This is a genomic window from Motiliproteus coralliicola, assembly GCF_003345655.1.
Classification (GTDB): Bacteria; Pseudomonadota; Gammaproteobacteria; order Pseudomonadales; family Balneatricaceae; genus Motiliproteus; species Motiliproteus coralliicola.
Genome location: NZ_QQOH01000004.1, coordinates 454,002 through 471,930, shown reverse-complemented (window position 1 = coordinate 471,930; position 17,929 = coordinate 454,002). Strand labels below are relative to the sequence as shown.

At 55.9% G+C, this 17,929-nt stretch carries 13 protein-coding genes; 10 read left to right on the top strand and 3 right to left on the bottom strand.

Features of this window, described 5'->3' with window-relative positions:
• Positions 1 to 27 precede the first annotated feature (27 nt).
• On the bottom strand, positions 28 to 426 hold the full coding sequence (locus DV711_RS16120) for a hypothetical protein (protein WP_133297475.1): 399 nt from the start codon (positions 424 to 426) through the stop codon (positions 28 to 30).
• Positions 427 to 639: 213 nt separating this feature from the next.
• Positions 640 to 1,281, bottom strand: coding sequence for an orotate phosphoribosyltransferase (pyrE, locus tag DV711_RS16115; RefSeq protein WP_114696736.1), 642 nt, complete (start codon positions 1,279 to 1,281; stop codon positions 640 to 642).
• A gap of 195 nt (positions 1,282 to 1,476) precedes the next feature.
• On the opposite strand from pyrE, the gene DV711_RS16110 reads away from it, so the two are divergent.
• Positions 1,477 to 2,250, top strand: coding sequence for an exodeoxyribonuclease III (locus DV711_RS16110; RefSeq protein ID WP_114696735.1), 774 nt, complete (start codon positions 1,477 to 1,479; stop codon positions 2,248 to 2,250).
• 60 nt (positions 2,251 to 2,310) lie between these two features.
• Here the strand turns inward: DV711_RS16110 and DV711_RS16105 are convergent, their stop codons facing one another.
• Positions 2,311 to 4,587, bottom strand: coding sequence for a penicillin-binding protein 1A (locus DV711_RS16105; protein ID WP_243633853.1), 2,277 nt, complete (start codon positions 4,585 to 4,587; stop codon positions 2,311 to 2,313).
• Between the two features lie 352 nt (positions 4,588 to 4,939).
• On the opposite strand from DV711_RS16105, the gene pilM reads away from it, so the two are divergent.
• From pilM to gltB, 9 genes are all read left to right on the top strand, one after another.
• Complete coding sequence (pilM, locus tag DV711_RS16100; RefSeq protein ID WP_243633852.1) at positions 4,940 to 5,968, top strand: type IV pilus assembly protein PilM; 1,029 nt, start codon at positions 4,940 to 4,942, stop codon at positions 5,966 to 5,968.
• Positions 5,968 to 6,528: a PilN domain-containing protein gene (locus DV711_RS16095; protein WP_114696732.1), complete on the top strand. Its 561-nt coding sequence runs from the start codon at positions 5,968 to 5,970 to the stop codon at positions 6,526 to 6,528. Before pilM ends, DV711_RS16095 begins: the two co-directional genes overlap by 1 nt.
• A complete protein-coding gene (locus tag DV711_RS16090; protein WP_114696731.1) occupies positions 6,528 to 7,139 on the top strand; it encodes a type IV pilus inner membrane component PilO in 612 nt (203 codons plus the stop codon). The genes DV711_RS16095 and DV711_RS16090 overlap by 1 nt, the downstream gene beginning before the upstream one ends.
• Positions 7,123 to 7,686: a pilus assembly protein PilP gene (locus tag DV711_RS16085; RefSeq protein ID WP_243633851.1), complete on the top strand. Its 564-nt coding sequence runs from the start codon at positions 7,123 to 7,125 to the stop codon at positions 7,684 to 7,686. Before DV711_RS16090 ends, DV711_RS16085 begins: the two co-directional genes overlap by 17 nt.
• 18 nt (positions 7,687 to 7,704) lie before the next feature.
• Positions 7,705 to 9,828 (top strand): type IV pilus secretin PilQ, encoded by a 2,124-nt coding sequence (locus DV711_RS16080; protein WP_114696809.1) that lies wholly within the window; start codon positions 7,705 to 7,707, stop codon positions 9,826 to 9,828.
• Positions 9,829 to 9,858: 30 nt separating this feature from the next.
• Positions 9,859 to 10,377: a shikimate kinase AroK gene (aroK, locus tag DV711_RS16075; RefSeq protein WP_279386522.1), complete on the top strand. Its 519-nt coding sequence runs from the start codon at positions 9,859 to 9,861 to the stop codon at positions 10,375 to 10,377.
• 36 nt (positions 10,378 to 10,413) lie between these two features.
• Positions 10,414 to 11,499, top strand: a complete 1,086-nt coding sequence (gene aroB / locus DV711_RS16070) for a 3-dehydroquinate synthase (RefSeq protein ID WP_114696729.1) — start codon at positions 10,414 to 10,416, stop codon at positions 11,497 to 11,499.
• A 10-nt stretch (positions 11,500 to 11,509) separates the two neighbouring features.
• Entirely contained in the window at positions 11,510 to 13,210 is a 1,701-nt protein-coding gene (locus DV711_RS16065) for an AAA family ATPase (protein ID WP_114696728.1), read from the top strand.
• 198 nt (positions 13,211 to 13,408) lie between these two features.
• Entirely contained in the window at positions 13,409 to 17,854 is a 4,446-nt protein-coding gene (gltB, locus tag DV711_RS16060) for a glutamate synthase large subunit (protein ID WP_114696727.1), read from the top strand.
• Positions 17,855 to 17,929: the final 75 nt, after the last annotated feature.

Sequence of the window (17,929 nt, the reverse complement as noted above, 5' to 3'; positions counted from 1 at the left end):
GGAGGGGAGCTGTTTACTGACGTCGCTTTAATGGCGCCAAACCCCCCCGCTTCCCTCACCGCGCTCTTGCCAAGCTCGGCTCCGAGCCCCAAGAAACAGCGGCCGGCCGATATCGGCGGGAAGCACCAGCTTTTCGCCATCGGTATCGATTCCCGGCGCCTGTGACAGGGTCCGGTAATTAACCAATCCACCGAGCTGATACTTGTGACTCAACTCCCGTGACAGGTTGGTGGTTTGTAATAACCGGTAACACTGCTGCCCGTAGCAGATGACATCTGCCGTACGCACCGCCTTTCCGCCCACGCTCAAACCGCGCCAGGCCTTACCTGCATCCAAGGTGTAGCGACTATCTCCCGTCAAATAAGCATTACTCTGGCAGGCACTGAGAATCAATGTCGCTGCAAGGATTGTGACGAGCCTTCTCATGCTGATCTCCTCCAACCTCAGTACGCCCACGGGTACACTCACCCGATAAGCCGTACTCTGTTTTGTCCATGCTGATACATAGAGTCGAGAGAGTGGATAAAATTACGAAACCAGCAAGATCCAAACGATACCGACTCCAACAGATCCCGAAACGGGTTAACAATCCCAATCACCCTTTCAGGACGTACTAGTTAGTAGAGTCGGATTCGAATGTTAAATTCCGTAGCGCTCACGATAAGCCAACACCGCCTCCACCTCAGCATCACGGTCGCCACGCTGCTGCAGGTAATCGATCAGATCGGCAAAGCTGATGATACTGACCACCGGCATCCCGAAGTCACGTTCAACTTCTTGAATCGCCGACAACTCGCCTTTGCCTTTTTCCTGACGATCCAGCGCAATCACTGTGGCCGCTGGCTTGGCGCCGGCCTGATCGATCAAGGTCATCACTTCACGAATCGCCGTGCCAGCGGTGATCACATCGTCGATAATCAATACCCGTCCCTGCAGCGGCGCTCCTACCAGGTTTCCACCTTCACCATGGTCCTTTGCCTCCTTACGGTTGAACACGTAAGGAACATCCTTGCCGTGGTCAGTTGCCAGCGCCACACAGGTAGTAGCCGCCAACGGGATCCCCTTATAGGCAGGCCCAAGCATGACATCGTACTCGACCCCTGCCGCTTCAATGGCAGCAGCGTAATAGCGCCCCAAACGCGCCAGGGCCTCTCCGGTATTAAACAATCCCGCATTAAAGAAGTAGGGACTGACACGGCCGGATTTGAGGGTAAATTCGCCAAATTTCAGCACACCACGCTCGATGGCAAATTCGATAAATTCTCGCTGATAATCTTGCATCGCTATCGCAGGCTCCATAGAAAAATCGTGGTTCAAAAAACGGCCGCCATCATACAACGTCCCTTGGCCAACTACAGCCTCGACGACCGATTCGTCTAGCTTTAAACCAACTCAACGTAACAAAAAGTTCAGTTTCCCCTACTTTGGCTTTACAATCCGGCCAAAATAATGAATTCCCCAATTTAAGGTAGTTCCATGCGCGTTATTACGCTGAATGTTCAAGGTATCAAACAGGCCGCCGAGCGAGGTCTGTTCGACTGGATGGTCGAAGAGGATGCCGACGTCTACTGTCTGCAGGACATTCAGAGCAAAGAATACCAACTGGATGATGGGCTCTATCATCCGGAAGGTTATTACCCCTATTTCTTCGACGCCTTTGAAGATGATTACAGCGGGGTGGCGATCTATTGCAAGAAGCCCCCCAAAGCGATCATGACCGGGCTAGGGTTCGAGCTTTGCGACTTCCACGGCCGCTTTATCCAGGCCGACTACGATGGTGTCAGCATTGTCTCAATGTCAATCCCCTCTGGATTGAAGGACGATACTGCCCAGTCGCAGAAGTTTCACTATATGGAGCACTTCCTGAATCATCTGCGCAAGACCCTACGGAAACGGCGACAGTTCGTCTTCTGCGGCACATGGAACATCGCCCATAGAACCTCAGACCTCAGTAACTGGTACGTCAACCAGCAAAATTCTGGCTTCCTGCCTGAGGAGCGTCAGTGGATGGACATGGTTTTCGGTGAGCTGGGCTATATCGACGCGTTCCGTGAGATCAATCATATCGACCATCAGTTTACCTGGTGGCCGCCATACAACCGTGCCTGGAAGCTTAATGAGGGAGCACGGCTGGATTATCAGGTTACAACCAGCGGCCTGCGCAAAACGATCAGCAACGCACTGATCCACCGTGATGCGCGCTTTAGCGAGCACGCACCGCTGGAAGTCGAGTACGACCTGGACTGCTAGCGCCAGCCGAACGGCCTTAACTGGCCGCCCAGCTGACTTACTGGATCATACAACGGCCGATCAAAATAGATCTTCCGAGCTATCCTGGCTTGCACTGGCTCCCTGACGTACCGCGGCGGCTGTAGGCACATCCTGCTTTCGGAACACTTCAAAGATGGCATTTTTCTGCCCAGGATAAGCCAGCAGACCGGTTTCCGGATCGATCCTGACGCTGACAATTCCCTGGGGAGGGATCAACGGTGCTTCGGGCAAGCCCTGTAGCGCCTGTTCCATATAATCGATCCAGATCGGCAGCGCCGCAGTGCTGCCGAACTCACGCCGACCCAGTGTTTGGGGCTGGTCAAAGCCAACCCAAACCGAAGCCACCAGATCCCGGTTAAACCCGGAGAACCAGGCATCCTTAAGGTCGTTGGTCGTACCGGTTTTTCCAGCCAAGTCCTTACGCCCCAGCTTGCCAGCCTTTCTGCCGGTACCACGCTTGATCACATCCTGCATGATGTTGTTGATCAAGTAGGCGGTTTGCTCATCAATAATCCTGGGCGCCAACGGCAGACTGGTCAACGTCTCGCCTTCCTGCAGCTCCTGCTCCAGAGGCGGCGTATCCAACTCAGTCAGCGACGCGTCTTCTCCGGTCTGATCCGGCTCAGGAACATAGATACAGCCTTCACAGACCGTCATCGGCTGAGCCTGATAAAGCTCGTCGCCCCTTCGGTCTGTGACCCTTTCCAACCAGTAGGGCTCGACTTTGAAACCGCCGTTGGCAAACACGGCATAGCCCGTAGCCAGCTCCAACGGAGTGACATCGGCGCTACCCAGAGCCAGCGACAAATTCTTCGGCAAGCGCGAACCATCGAATCCAAACCGCTGGATATACTCCAGCGTCGGCTTGACGCCGAGGGTTCTCAAGATTCGGATCGATACCAGATTACGGGATTTATACAGTGCTTCACGAAAACGAGTCGGGCCAAAAAACTCCTTACTGTAGTTTTCTGGTCGCCAGCTGCTTTCTAAGTTTTTATCTTCAAACACTACCGGTGCATCGTTGATGATCGAGGCCGGCGTAAAGCCACTGGCCAGCGCAGCGGTGTAGACAAAGGGTTTGAAGTTGGAACCCGGCTGCCGGGTGCCCTGTACGACCCGGTTAAATTTACTCTGCTGGAAGCTGAACCCCCCCACCAGCGCACGGATCGCACCATTTTTGGTGGACAGAGAAACCAAGGCGCTTTGAACCTGAGGAATCTGACGCAAGACCCAACCCTTATCGGTTTGCAGCAACCTGACCAGATCCCCTTTAGCCAGCACCTGAGCGGCCTGTGTCGGTTCAGGGCCTCGACTATTCACACTCTTGAAGGGGCGCGCCCAACTGATCCCGTCCCAGTTCAACTCAACCAATTCACCGGTTCGCAGCAGCAGGCTGGCGTTTTGCAGCTCCGCCTTTGGATCGGATACCGCCAACACCACGGCCGGCTCCAGCGAAGCGTAGCTTGGAATCTGACGTAACTTATCGAGGTACTGCTGCTCGGTCAGCGAAGCATCCCACTGCTGCTCTGCGCCTCGATAACCATGGCGCAGTTCGTAGGCCATCAGCCCGGCGACAACCGCCTGGTTAGCAGCCCGCTGATCGGCGCTACGAATCGTCGTATAGGCATTAAAACCGTCGATATAGATCGATTCACCGTATCGGGACAGCAGATCGCTGCGGACCATTTCGGCGATGTAGGGCGCATAGAGCTCAATATCAGCGCCATGATAAGCCGCCGTGATCGGCGCCTGCTGAGCTTCGGCCATTTGGCTTGAATCGATATAGCCTAGCCGTTGCATTCGAGCCAAAATCCAGTTGCGGCGCTCTAATGCCCTCGGCGGATTAGCCAGCGGATTATAGGCTGAGGGTGCTTTCGGTAGCCCCGCTATCATTGCCAGTTCAGCCAGGGTCAGTTGATCAATATCCCGTCCGTAATAAACATTGGCTGCCGCTTGTATACCGTAAGCTCGATTCCCCAGATAAATTTTATTGACGTAGAGCTCTAGAATTTCTTTTTTTGAGAGCTGCCGTTCCATCTGTAGCGATAAAATAATCTCTTTAAACTTTCGGATGAAAGTTCGCTCCAGCGTCAGCAGATAATTTCTGGCCACCTGCATGGTAATAGTACTACCACCGGTCTTAATACGGCCCGTACTGGCCAGCTGAAATGCAGCCCGTGCCAAGCCTTTGAAATCGATACCACCGTGATCAAAATAGCGGCTATCTTCAGCCGCCAGTATCGCTTGTACAAAGGGCTCCGGTATTTGCTCATAGTTAATCGGCACCCGGCGTTTTTCACCGAACTCCGCGATCAACTTCTGATCTGCCGAATAAATTCGCAGCGGCGTTTGCAACTTAATATCACGAAGTTGCTCGACATCCGGCAACTGTGGTTTAAGGTAGAAGTAACCGCCGGCTACAACCAGAGCACCTAAAAATGTGCAAAAAATCCCTACTTTTATAAAAAAGCCGAGCAGAGTTTTGATTTTGATCATGGTAACCTAAAGCTGATCCGTAGATTGGCGATATAGAATAATGTCACTAATAACAAAGTATGCGTATTGGTGATAATTTTTGTACAGTTGAGTACGGCCTCCATCGGGTCGCCAGTTCACTGCATTTAAGGATTAATCGGTGATTAGCCTTTTTAAATCCGGATCCAAATCGTTGCTCGGCGTCGATATCGGTTCCTCATACATCAAGCTACTTGGCCTGTCCGGAAATTCCGGCAATTATAACGTTGATTGCTATGCTGTCGTCCATCTTCCTGAAGGCGCAGTGATCGATAACAACGTTCAGGAGGTCCCGGTCGTCGCCGAGGCCCTACTGAAAGGGCTCAAGCTGGCCAACAGCAAAAGCAAGCAGGCTGCCACATCGGTCCCCACCTCAGTGGTGATTGTCAAACAGCTCGAATTCAGCCGCTCTTTTACCGAAGACGAGCTCGAAGAGCAGATCAAAGTGGAAGCCGACCAATTCATCCCCTATTCGCTCGACGAAGTTGCAATCGACTTCCAGATTCAGGGCGAATCGGATAGCAGCTCGGATCTGAACGATGTGCTGCTGGTCGCCTGCCGCCAGGATAGCGTCCAATCCCGGGAGGACTCGGTGAACGGCGCTGGACTCAAGTGCGAGATCGTGGATGTCGATACGTACGCGATAGAGCGTGTATTCCCGGTATTGGCCGAAACACACGACCTACTGGACAAGACGGTCGGACTGGTCGACATCGGCGCTAGCAGTATGACGCTCTACGTCATCGAGAATAATCAAGTTGTCTACTCACGCGAACAGGCATTCGGCGGAAACGATCTCACCCACAGCCTGTCACAGGTCTCCGACCTTTCCAGCGATGAGGTAGAGCGGGCTAAGAAAGCCAACGAACTCCCTGAAGAATTGACTCTGGGCTATATTGATCCATTCAAGCAGACCACGTCTCAGCAGATTTCGCGTTCGATCCAGTTCTACTATTCGTCCGGCACCCACGGCGAGATCGAAACCCTGCTGCTAATGGGGGGAATTTCCGGCATTCCCGGCATTGCCGATGTTGTTTCTCAGGAATTGGGAATTAACACCGCCATCGCCGACCCATTTAGCGCCATGACCATCGATTCCCGTATCAACCGCCAAAAGTTCGATACCGAAGCACCTTCGCTGGTATTGGCCTGCGGCCTGGCACTGAGGAGCTTTGCGGACTAATGGCTAACACCCTGATCAACCTCAGATCCTGGCGCGAAGACCGTCGTAAAGAGCGTCAGCAGCGTTTTCTGACCAGTTCGGTACTGGTCGCTATCCTAGCGGCAGCAGCGGTCTGGGGCACCGGATTCTATATCGAGCACAACACTAAACAGCAGCAGTTACGCAACGACTACCTCCGCCAAGAGATGGCCAAGCTGGATTCCAAGATCAAAGAGATCAAGGAATTGCGGGCCAAGCGTGAAAGGCTACTAGAGCGCCTTCGAGCGATCCAGGAGCTACAGGGTAACCGTCCCGTTATCGTTCGGGTGTTCGATGAATTGGTACGCGTACTGCCGGATGAACTCTACTACTCGAACCTAAGCCGCAAAGGTGAATCGCTGCATGTTCAAGGTCGAGCACTCAGCAACCGTGACGTATCTACGCTGATGCGTAATCTGGACCGTTCTTCCTGGTTCTCCGAACCCAACTTGAGCAAAGTCGGCAAAAGCGGAGATCTGTATAAAAACTTCGATATGCGGGTGGGTCTAACTAAACCGAAACCTGAAGAGGAAGGCTCCTGATGTCAGTACAGAATGTATTCAGAAACGCCTTCCGCGGTTTCGATGCCAACAACCTCGACTTCAACACCGCCGGCAACTGGCCCTACGGCATCAAGGCGATCTGGTTTCTGGTCGTAATCATTGCCCTCGGGGCCGCCGGTTATCATCTCCATATCAAAGATCTTCAGACCAAGCTTGAGCAGGAGATCGCCAAAGAGCCAGAGCTGAAACATCAATATCAGAGCAAGGCGTACCAGGTGGCCAACCTGGAAGCACTGAAGCGCCAGATGGAGGATGTAGAGGAGACCTTCGCCGAGCTGCTGAAACAGTTGCCGACCGATACCGAGGTACCCGGTCTGCTGGAAGATATTACCGAAATTGGTCAGAACAGCGGACTCAATTTCGATGTTATTTCGCTGGCACCGGAGAAGAAGGTCAAGTTCTATATCGAGCTACCGATCAATATTTCGGTCAAGGGCAGCTACCACCAACTGGGGGAATTCGTCAGCGGCATCGCGGCACTGCCACGAATTGTGACCGTTCACGACTTTTCCATCAAACCGATCTCCGACAACGGCGATCTAAGCATGAGTCTTTCTGCCAGGACCTATCGATATGACGATGAAAGCTAATTACCGGCCTAGCCAGACCTGGCTGCCGCTAGCCTTAGCCGCTGTCATGCTATCGGGTTGCAGCCAGATCAACGACACTTCCGATTTGCGACAGTACGTTGCCGAAACCCAGTCTCGACCGGCAGGTAAGATCGACCCTCTGCCGGAATTTAAACCCTATGAGAGCTTTCTTTATCGGGCAACCAGCCTAAGAGGACCGTTCCAACCTCTAGTTCGAGTCGAGCTTACCGAAGAGGATCAGAGCGACGGTCCCAAGAACGATTTGAAACCTGACTTTGATCGCCCCAAGGAACCGCTTGAAGCCTTCAAGCTTGAAAACCTCGTGATGGTCGGCACCATCCATATGCTGGAAAACGGCGACCTGACCGCACTGATCAAAGATGGCAACGGCGAAATCCATCGGATCAAAAGTGGCAATTATGTCGGGCGTAATTATGGCGAAATCCTGACAGTCAATGAGACCCAGATCGATATTATGGAGATCGTTCCAAACGGCCGGGATGGCTGGATGAAGCGACCCCGTAATCTGGTTTTAGCAGAACAGTAGAAATAGGCGTAAATGGATATGGCGAATTTGCTCTCATCAACCACATGGCAGCAGGCCCGACAGCGACTGGCGTTCACCAGCCGAAAATGGCTAGGGCTCGTAACTTGCCTGCTACTGTCTCAGACCACTCTAGCCGAAGTGCAGATCGTAGACTCCGCTTTCGTGACTCTACCTGGCAACAAGCTCGAACTTCGACTGGATTTCGACGCGGCACCACCGCTGCCCCGCTCCTATAAGATTGAGCAGCCAGCCCGGGTGGTATTGGATCTACACGGTGCCAGCAACGGGCTCAGCAGCAAAAGTATCGAGATTAAAACCGGCTTGGTCGACACCCTCCACCTTGCCGAAGTTAAAGACCGGGTTCGGGTTATCGCTAACCTGTACGAGTCGGTGGAGTACGACACCTATATAGAGGGGAACAGCCTGTTCGTGGTGTTTGGTGCCGGCGCTGGCGATACCGTTGCTGCAGCCCAGCCAAAACAGGGAATGGCGATGGATAACGCCGACACTACCAATATTCCCCGCCCACTTCGAACCCAGATTTCTTCGATTGATTTTCGCCGGGTCGATGGCAATATCGGTCGTGTGTTTATCAACATGACCGACAGCAAAGCCGGCGTTGATATTATCGAAGAGGGTAACAATGTCATCGTTAACCTGATCGGTGCACAATTACCCGCTGCTCTGGAAGAGCGCGTTGATGTACAGGACTTCTCCACTCCGGTCACCTTTGTCGACGCGATGGCGGACGGCAACAACAGCAGCATTCTGATCAAACCTTCAGCACTGCCGTATGATTATCTGGCCTACCAATCTGATAACCAGCTGATCGTCGATTTCAAACCGGTCACCGATACTGAGGCCGAAGAGCGCCAGCGCGAACGCTTCCCCTACACCGGTGAAAAGCTGAGTCTGAACTTCCAGGATATCGACATCCGCTCGGTCCTGCAGATTATCGCCGACGTTACCGATATGAACCTGGTGGTCAGCGACACCGTCAGCGGCAACATCACCCTGCGACTCAAAAACGTGCCCTGGGATCAGGCACTGGAATTGGTGCTAAAAACCAAGAGCCTGGACAAGCGAATCACTGGCAACGTCATGATGATCGCACCAGCGGCCGAAATCGCCGAACGTGAGCGCTTCGAGATCGAAACCAACAAACAGGTTCGCGAACTGAAAGAACCTCAGACCGAGTTCATCCAGGTCAATTACGCCAAGGCCAGCGACATCGTCTCACTGCTTGGAACCGAACAGGGGCTGCTGTCTGAACGAGGGGCGGTACAAGCCGATCCGCGTACCAACACCCTGATCGTGCGCGACATCGACACCAGCATCGCCAAAATCCGCAAGGCCCTGAAGAAACTAGATATTCCGGTTCGCCAAGTGATGATCGAGGCTCGATTGGTCACCGTCCGTGCCGACCTGAGCAAAGAGCTTGGGGTCAAGTGGGGATTCGGCCATGTTAAAGACGGCGGAACCCGGATCGCACTGGGCGCTACCGCGCCGGGTAACACAGCCCAGGCTGGAGGCAGCGCAGGCTTAACGGTTCCTTCTAGTCTCAACGTTGACTTGGGTGCTACCAGCATCGGCGCCTCAAGATTCGCCATCGGCGTTGGTTCCAACACTACCTTGCTGCAGATGGAACTCTCTGCACTTGAGACCGATGGCAGTGCTGAAATCATCTCGCAACCAAAAGTCATTACAGCCAACGGCATGCCGGCACGAATCCAGTCGGGTGACGAAATTCCGTTCCAGACCGTCGAAGATGGCGAGGTCAACGTCGAATTTAAAGAGGTTGTACTGGCACTCGATGTCACTCCACAAATCACTCCCGACAACCGTCTGATTCTTGATCTCAAAATCAATCAAGACTCGGTCGGCGAAGAGCTCCCCAACGGTGAAGTAGGCATCGTGACCAACGAACTAGAAACCCAGGTACTGGTCAACAACGGAGAAACCGTCGTGCTCGGAGGCGTGTTCCAGAAGGAACAGACCCAAAGTATTTCCAAAGTACCTGTTCTGGGAGACCTGCCAGTGCTCGGGAAGCTGTTCACTCGGACCAACAACAGCAATCAGAAGAGCGAGCTCCTGGTCTTCATCACTCCGAAAATCATCAGCGAGAGCCTCAGCACCCGCTGAGGCTTAGCCACCAACTACTAGGATCGTTGTTTGAACCTGTTTCTAATTGGGCCGATGGGGGCCGGAAAAAGCACCATCGGACGCCTGTTGGCTCAAGAGCTTCAACTGGAATTTATTGACTCCGACAAAGAGATTGAAACTCGAGCCGGTGCTGATATTCCGTGGATTTTTGATGTTGAAGGCGAGCTTGGGTTTCGCAAACGCGAAACCAACATCATTGATGAGTTGAGCCAACACAATAACATCGTGCTGGCTACCGGCGGTGGCGCCATTCTAAGCCCAGACAACCGCCGCTATCTGCAATCACGAGGCACCGTCGTCTACCTTCATGCCTCCCTACAGCAGCAGCTGGAGCGGACCGCCAAAGACCGCAACCGGCCTTTGCTTCAAACCGAAGACCCCGCTAAAGTATTGTCCGACCTGATGCAGATTCGTGACCCGCTCTACCGTGATTGTTGCGATCTGCTGATCCAGACCGATGGTCGGCGCCCCAAGTCCGTGGCGCGCGAGATCATTCGCCAGCTGGAACAGCTCGAAATACTCCGCTAACCCAAGCGACCCTGGACCACAACACGGGACCACAACATGACCCTTCGGCTTGATGTTGCCCTCGACGAGCGCAGCTACCCGATCTACATTGGCGCCGGCCTGCTCGATCAACCTGAACTCTGGACTTCCCATATCCGAAGCTCTCAGGTCTGCATTGTCACCAACGAGACCATCGCACCGCTCTATCTTCAACAGGTCGAGCAATCGCTGGCTGACAAGCAGCTCGCTACAGTCATCCTGCCCGATGGCGAACGCTATAAAAACCTCGACACGCTCAATCAGGTTTTTGACGGCCTACTTCAAGCCAAGCACAACCGCACCACCACTCTGGTCGCTCTCGGCGGCGGCGTGGTGGGTGACATGACCGGCTTCGCCGCAGCCTGCTATCAGCGAGGCGTGGATTTTATCCAGATCCCCACCACATTACTGTCTCAAGTGGATTCATCGGTTGGCGGAAAAACCGGTGTGAACCATCCCCTTGGAAAAAACATGATCGGGGCTTTTCACCAGCCCCGCTGCGTACTGATCGATACCAACAGCCTCAACACCCTGCCCGACAACGAACTGGCTGCGGGACTGGCGGAAGTAATCAAGTACGGATTGATTCTGGATCTCGATTTCCTCAGCTGGCTTGAGAAAAACCTGGACGCCTTACAACAGCGCCAATCCGAGGCCTTGGCCGAAGCGATCTACCGCTGTTGTCAGATCAAGGCCAACGTCGTGGCTGAAGACGAGAAAGAAGCCGGCAAGCGGGCTTTGCTCAATCTGGGCCACACCTTCGGTCACGCCATCGAATCCCACAGTGGGTACGGAAACTGGCTTCATGGAGAAGCCGTTGCCGCCGGCACGATTATGGCCGCGGACCTATCGGAACGGCTAGGCTGGCTCAGTAGTGCAGATGTTGAACGGGTTAAGCAGATTTTCAGCCGCGCCCAACTACCGCTATTGCCCCCCAAAGGAATGCAGCCGGACGATTTCATGTCGTTGATGGCGGTGGACAAAAAAGTGCTGGATGGCCAACTTCGACTGGTTCTGCTGCGCCAACTGGGTGAGGCACTAGTGACGGCTGACTTCAGCCACGAAGCGTTGCAAAATACGCTGAGCAGCCTGACCAGCCACTGAGCAAGTCAACATGGTAGATCCGACCCATCGCCCAGACAGCATCGAGCCGTTTCTCAGTGAAGAGGTTCCGACGCTCAGCAACCGCACCGGAACGGGTCAGGTCTACCTGCCACCTAGCCAGCTACAACTGCTCGAGCAGCTTGAGCACCTGAGTCGATACAGCCATTTCATCCAGATCGTGACGGGTGTCAGCGGTAGCGGTAAGAGCACCCTGCTACAGCAGTTCTACCAAGTGGCTGATGACAGTGCCGTACACAGCTGTCTGATCCAACTGAGCCAACCCACCCATGCCGCAAGCCTGCTGAATCAGATCAATCAGCAGCTGAACCTGGATCACGACACCGATCCGCAACAACAGCTTCAGGCCCTGCTGCAGCATTGCCAGCTTTTGCAGCAACTGTCCAAGCAGCTGCTGATCGTCATCGACGACGCCGAGGCCCTGCAAGCCGATGCACTGGAGCTGCTGTTCAACCAGCTTTCGGCATTGGACGACGAGGAGCAGCGCCCTCACCTGGTTCTGTTCGCAACCCCCGAACTTCGTGAACAGCTTGCCAACCCTTCGCTAAGCGCCGTAGTAGAGAGCAGCTGCCACTTCTTTGAACTGGAGCCACTTGAGTCAATCGAACTCAATGCCTTGCTCGAACACAGCTATAGCGCGGTCGCGGCAAGGCTGAACGATGACACCCGAGCACAACTGCTGAAAGAGTCATTAGGCCTTCCGGGCAGGGTCCCTCGAGTCATTGAGGCCATCATGAGCGGCCAGGTGCCAACAGCAGAACCCGCTCAGAACACCAACATCAGTACTAACATCGGCACCCAGTCCTCGACACCGAAGCGCAGCCCGCGCTGGCCCTGGGTAACCATGCTGCTGGTCTTGCCTCTCATCGCCGGCGGTTGGCTGCTCTGGCCGCAACTCCAACAGTTCAATCAATTTGACCCTGATGCCGAGCGGATTCGGGTCGAAATTCCGGTCAGCCCAAAACCGATCAACGAGGCCCCGGCCGACCCTGCCCCGCCAGCACCCCATGGTAGCGATTTCGAGCAGCGTCTAGCCCAGGCCCGTGCCGCCCTGGAAGCCGAACAGCAGCAGGAACAGCCTCAACCAGAGCCGCCTATGGCTACCCCTGAGACTACGGTTCCCCAACAGCTCGAGCTCGCCCCGATCAAACCCGTTGCGCAGACAGAGCCCCAAGCCTCGGAGCCCAGCACGGAGCAACAGCCTACGGCAGCGAACCAGTCCGAACAGCTGACTCCGACATCCCCCCAGGCTGAAGCCGGCGATCAATCCGGCTCAAATACCCTGGTGCTAGAGCTGCCACCGGTTACAGATTCAACAACTACCGACAGTCCGGATTCTTCAGTTCAGGGCACTACTAGCCCGACAGCAGCCGAGCCCACCAAGGTTTACTTCGGTGATGGAAATGAGCTGCTGGAATGGAACCGGTCCGGGTACACCCTACAGATGCTGGGCGCCCGTCAGGAGAAGAGCGTAGGTCGCTTTGTCGCCTCCATGCCGGAGCAGGAGAAGCTGAAACGTTTCTATACCTTCTATAAGCAAAAGCCCTGGTACGTGGTGGTTTACGGCCGCTATTCCAGTCGCTCGGCGGCAATGGCCGCAATCGGCGACCTGCCTCCGGCGCTACGAGCCAGAAGGCCATGGGCCCGAAGTATCGCCGGCGTGCAGGATGATATTCGGAAAGGCGAAAATTAAGGGTAAATTTTCTGCCTTTGCCGACCTCTAGAAGGAAAATTCACTTCGCACCTGCACCACCGATTTGTCCTCATCCCGTTTCGCGGGTAAAATGCCTCTCCTTTTGTGCGTAATAAACGTACACCTCACCTGGTTACCTATTCCAAAAAGAACTTCCAGGCGTTTGTTTGTAAAGACTTTTTCTGTTGAGGTCTGTGTATGATGACAGGACTGTATCGCCCGGGCGAATTCAAGGACAACTGCGGCTTCGGCCTGATGGCTCACGTCGAAGGCGACAGCAGCCACGAGCTGCTGCTCAAAGCGATCGAATCGCTGACTTGTATGACCCACCGCGGAGGAATCGCGGCCGACGGCAAAACCGGCGACGGCTGTGGCTTACTGCTGCAGATGCCCGATAGCTTTATGCGCACCATCGCGCAGGAGCAATTTAACACCGAGCTGGGCGAGCGTTACGGCGTCGGCATGATTTTCCTGTCCCGCGACGAGGCAAAAGCCGAGAACGCGCGTAACGAACTGAATAAGCAGCTTGCTGCTCAGGGACTGGAACTGGTCGGCTGGCGCGCTGTGCCCACCGATCCCTCCTCCTGCGGCCCGATCGCCTTGGAAACCCTGGGCCAGATCGAGCAGGTGTTCGTCAAAGGCGATGGCAAGAGCGCCGAAGAGCTGGCGGTCAGCCTGTTCGTCGCCCGCCGTAAGGCCGAAATTGCGCTGGCCGAAGACGAAGACTTCTACGTCTGCAGCCTGTCCAGCACCGTGCTGTCCTATAAAGGCCTGGTAATGCCGGCCGATTTGACCAGTTTCTATCAGGACCTGGCCGATGAACGGATGGCGACCGCGATCTGCGTGTTCCACCAGCGATTCTCCACCAATACTGCACCACGTTGGCCGCTGGCTCAGCCGTTCCGGATTCTGGCCCACAACGGTGAAATCAACACCATTGAAGGCAACCGCAGCTGGGCTAACGCCCGGGCCAGCAAGTTCGAAACCGAACTGCTGCCGAACCTGCAGGACCTGATGCCGATCGTTAACACCACCGGTTCCGACTCCTCCAGCCTCGACAACATGGTCGAGCTGCTGCTGACCGGCGGTATGGATCTGTATAAAGCCGTTCGTCTGGTCGTTCCGCCAGCCTGGCAGAACGTCGAGATGATCGACCCGGACCTGCGCGCCTTCTACGAATACAACTCCATGCACATGGAGCCCTGGGACGGCCCGGCCGGCCTGGTTATGACCGACGGCCACACCGCCGTCTGTATGCTCGACCGTAACGGTCTGCGCCCATCACGTTGGGTACTGACCAAAGACGGCATCATGTGTACCGCGTCCGAAATCGGCACCTACGACTACAAGCCCGAAGACGTAGTCGCCAAGGGCCGGGTAGGGCCGGGACAGATGCTGGCGATCGATACCCGCACCGGCGAAGTGCTGCACACCGACGACATCGACCAAAAGCTGAAGAGCGAGCATCCCTACAAGAAGTGGCTGCGCGATAGCTCCTACCGTCTGCAGTCGACGCTGAATGATCACGACCTGGAGTTCCAGGAGTTCACCCCGGAACAGCTCAAGACCCACCAAAAGATGTATCAGGTCAGCTTCGAGGAGCGCGACCAGGTCATCCGTCCGCTGGCAGAGACCTCCCAGGAAGCGGTTGGCTCGATGGGCGATGACACCCCGATGGCGGTGCTGTCCCACAAGACCCGCTCGCTGTACGACTACTTCCGGCAGCAGTTTGCTCAGGTCACCAACCCACCGATCGACCCGCTGCGCGAAGCGATCGTGATGTCGCTGGAAACCTGCCTGGGTGCCGAGCGCAACGTGTTCGATGACTCCGAGCAGCACGCCCAACGGATCATTCTGGCCTCGCCGGTACTGTCGCCACGGAAGTACCACAAGCTGTTCTACAACGAGATCGAAGGCTTCGAAACCCACTATCTGGGACTCAACTACGAACCGCAGATGGGACTGAAAGCCGCGATCGAAGCGCTGTGCGAAAGCGCCGAAGCGGCGGTTCGCGACGGCAAGACCATGCTGATCCTGTCGGACCGCAACCTGAAAGAAGGCATGCTGCCGATCCACGCCCTGATGGCGACCGGCGCAGTCGACAGTCATCTGCGCGAGATAGGCCTGCGTTGTAGCTGTAACCTGATCGTCGATACCGGTACCGCCCGCGATTCGCACCAGATTGCCGTGCTGCTCGGCTGCGGCGCCAGCGCCGTTTACCCGTACCTGGCTTACCGGGTGATCAACGACATGATCGCCCGCGGCGAAATCATCGGGGATGAGATTGGCTGCCACACCAACTACCGCAAAGGCATCAACAAGGGCCTGCTGAAGATCCTGTCGAAGATGGGTATCTCCACCATCGCCTCCTACCGTGCCGCCAAGCTGTTTGAAGCCGTTGGTCTGAGTTCCGAAGTGGTCGAAACCTGCTTCCCGGAGCTGACCAGCCGAATTGAAGGCGCCAACTTCGTCGACTTCCAGCGTGATCAACAGCTGCTGGCCGCCGACGCCTGGAAGATGCGCAAGCCGATCGACCAGGGTGGCCTGCTGAAGTTCGTCCACGGTAAGGAGTACCACGCCTTCAACCCGGACGTGGTTCGCAATATCCAACAGGCGGTCAAGCACAACGACGAAGGCGCTTATCGCGAATTCGCCGCACTAGTTAATGAACGCCCGGTTGCCACCATCCGCGACCTGTTCAAGCTCAAGGATGTCACCCCGGTTGCGCTGGACGAGGTCGAGCCGGTCGAGTCGCTGTACAAGCGCTTCGACACCGCGGCGATGTCCCTCGGTGCCCTGTCGCCGGAGGCCCACGAAGCCCTGGCGATGGCGATGAACGACCTCGGTGGTCGCTCCAACTCCGGTGAGGGCGGCGAAGACCCGGCCCGCTACGGCACCAATCGTCGCTCCAAGATCAAGCAGATCGCCTCCGGCCGCTTCGGTGTCACACCGCATTACCTGGTCAACGCCGAAGTGCTGCAGATCAAGGTTGCCCAGGGCGCCAAGCCCGGTGAAGGTGGTCAGCTGCCTGGCGGCAAGGTCAACAAACTGATTGCGTCGCTGCGCTACTCGGTACCGGGTGTAACCCTGATTTCACCGCCGCCGCACCACGATATCTACTCGATCGAAGATCTGGCTCAGCTGATCTTCGACCTCAAGCAGGTCAACCCTGACGCCCTGGTGTCGGTTAAGCTGGTATCACGCCCAGGCGTCGGCACCATCGCCGCCGGTGTTGCCAAGGCCTACGCTGACCTGATCACCATCTCCGGCTACGACGGCGGTACCGCGGCCAGCCCGCTGACCTCGATCCGTCATGCCGGCTCGCCGTGGGAGATCGGTCTGTCCGAGACCCACCAGGCACTGATGATCAACAACCTGCGAGACAAGGTACGGGTCCAGACCGACGGTGGTCTGAAGACCGGTCTGGACGTGGTCAAGGCCGCTATCCTGGGCGCCGAGAGCTATGGCTTCGGTACCCTGCCGATGGTCGCGCTGGGCTGTAAGTTCCTGCGTATCTGTCACCTGAACAACTGCGCCACCGGTGTAGCCACCCAGCACGATTACCTGCGCTCCAAGCACTTCATCGGCACCGTGGACATGGTCAAGAACCTGTTCCGCTTTATCGCCGAAGAGACCCGTGAGTGGATGGCCAAGCTGGGCGTTCGCAGCCTGGAAGAGCTGGTCGGCCGTACCGACCTGCTGGAGATCCTACCGGGTATGACCGAGCGTCAGCAGCGTCTGGATCTGACTCCGATCCTGCGCAACGACTTCGTCGACGGCAGCAAGCCGCAGACCTGTCAGCAGTCCCAGAACAACCCGTACGACACCGCTGAGTTGAACCAGCAGATTCTGGAAGCCACCCGCGATGCGATCGCCAACAAGCTGGGCGGTGAGTTCGAATTCACCATCACCAACTGCGACCGCTCCGTCGGTGCCCGGATCTCCGGTGAGATCGCCAAGCATCACGGCAATCTAGGCATGGAAGACACGCCGGTAACGGTCAAGCTCAAGGGTGTGGCAGGGCAGAGCTTCGGTGTCTGGAATGCCGGTGGCTTGGTACTGGATCTGGAAGGTGACGCCAACGACTATGTCGGTAAAGGCATGGCCGGCGGTAAGATCGTCATCCGTCCACCCGAGGGCAGTCAGTTCGAGACCCAGAAGACCTCGATCGTCGGTAACACCTGTCTGTACGGTGCCACCGGTGGACGCCTGTATGCGGCCGGCTGCGCCGGTGAGCGCTTCGGGGTACGTAACTCCGGTGCCCACGCCGTTATCGAAGGCGCCGGTGACCACTGCTGCGAATACATGACCGGCGGTCAGATCACCGTACTGGGCAACACCGGGGTCAACTTCGGTGCCGGTATGACCGGTGGTTTTGCCTATGTGCTGGATATGGACCGCACCTTCGTGGACAAGTACAACCACGAACTGGTCGAGATTCACCGCATCAGTAATTACCACATGGAGGAGTACCGCAACCACCTCCAGAACGTGATAGCCGACTACGTCAATGAGACCCAGAGCGCCTGGGGCCAGCAACTGCTGGAGAACTTCGATGATTACATCAACAAGTTCTGGCTGGTGAAGCCCAAGGCCGCCAGCCTTGGCGAGCTGCTCGACAACATGCGTCAGCGTCCGGAGTAATTCGACGACGCATCCGGTTATCAAGAGATTCCGGCCCCGAGCACTGGCAAGGGGCCGTAAGATGAGGACGAGGTG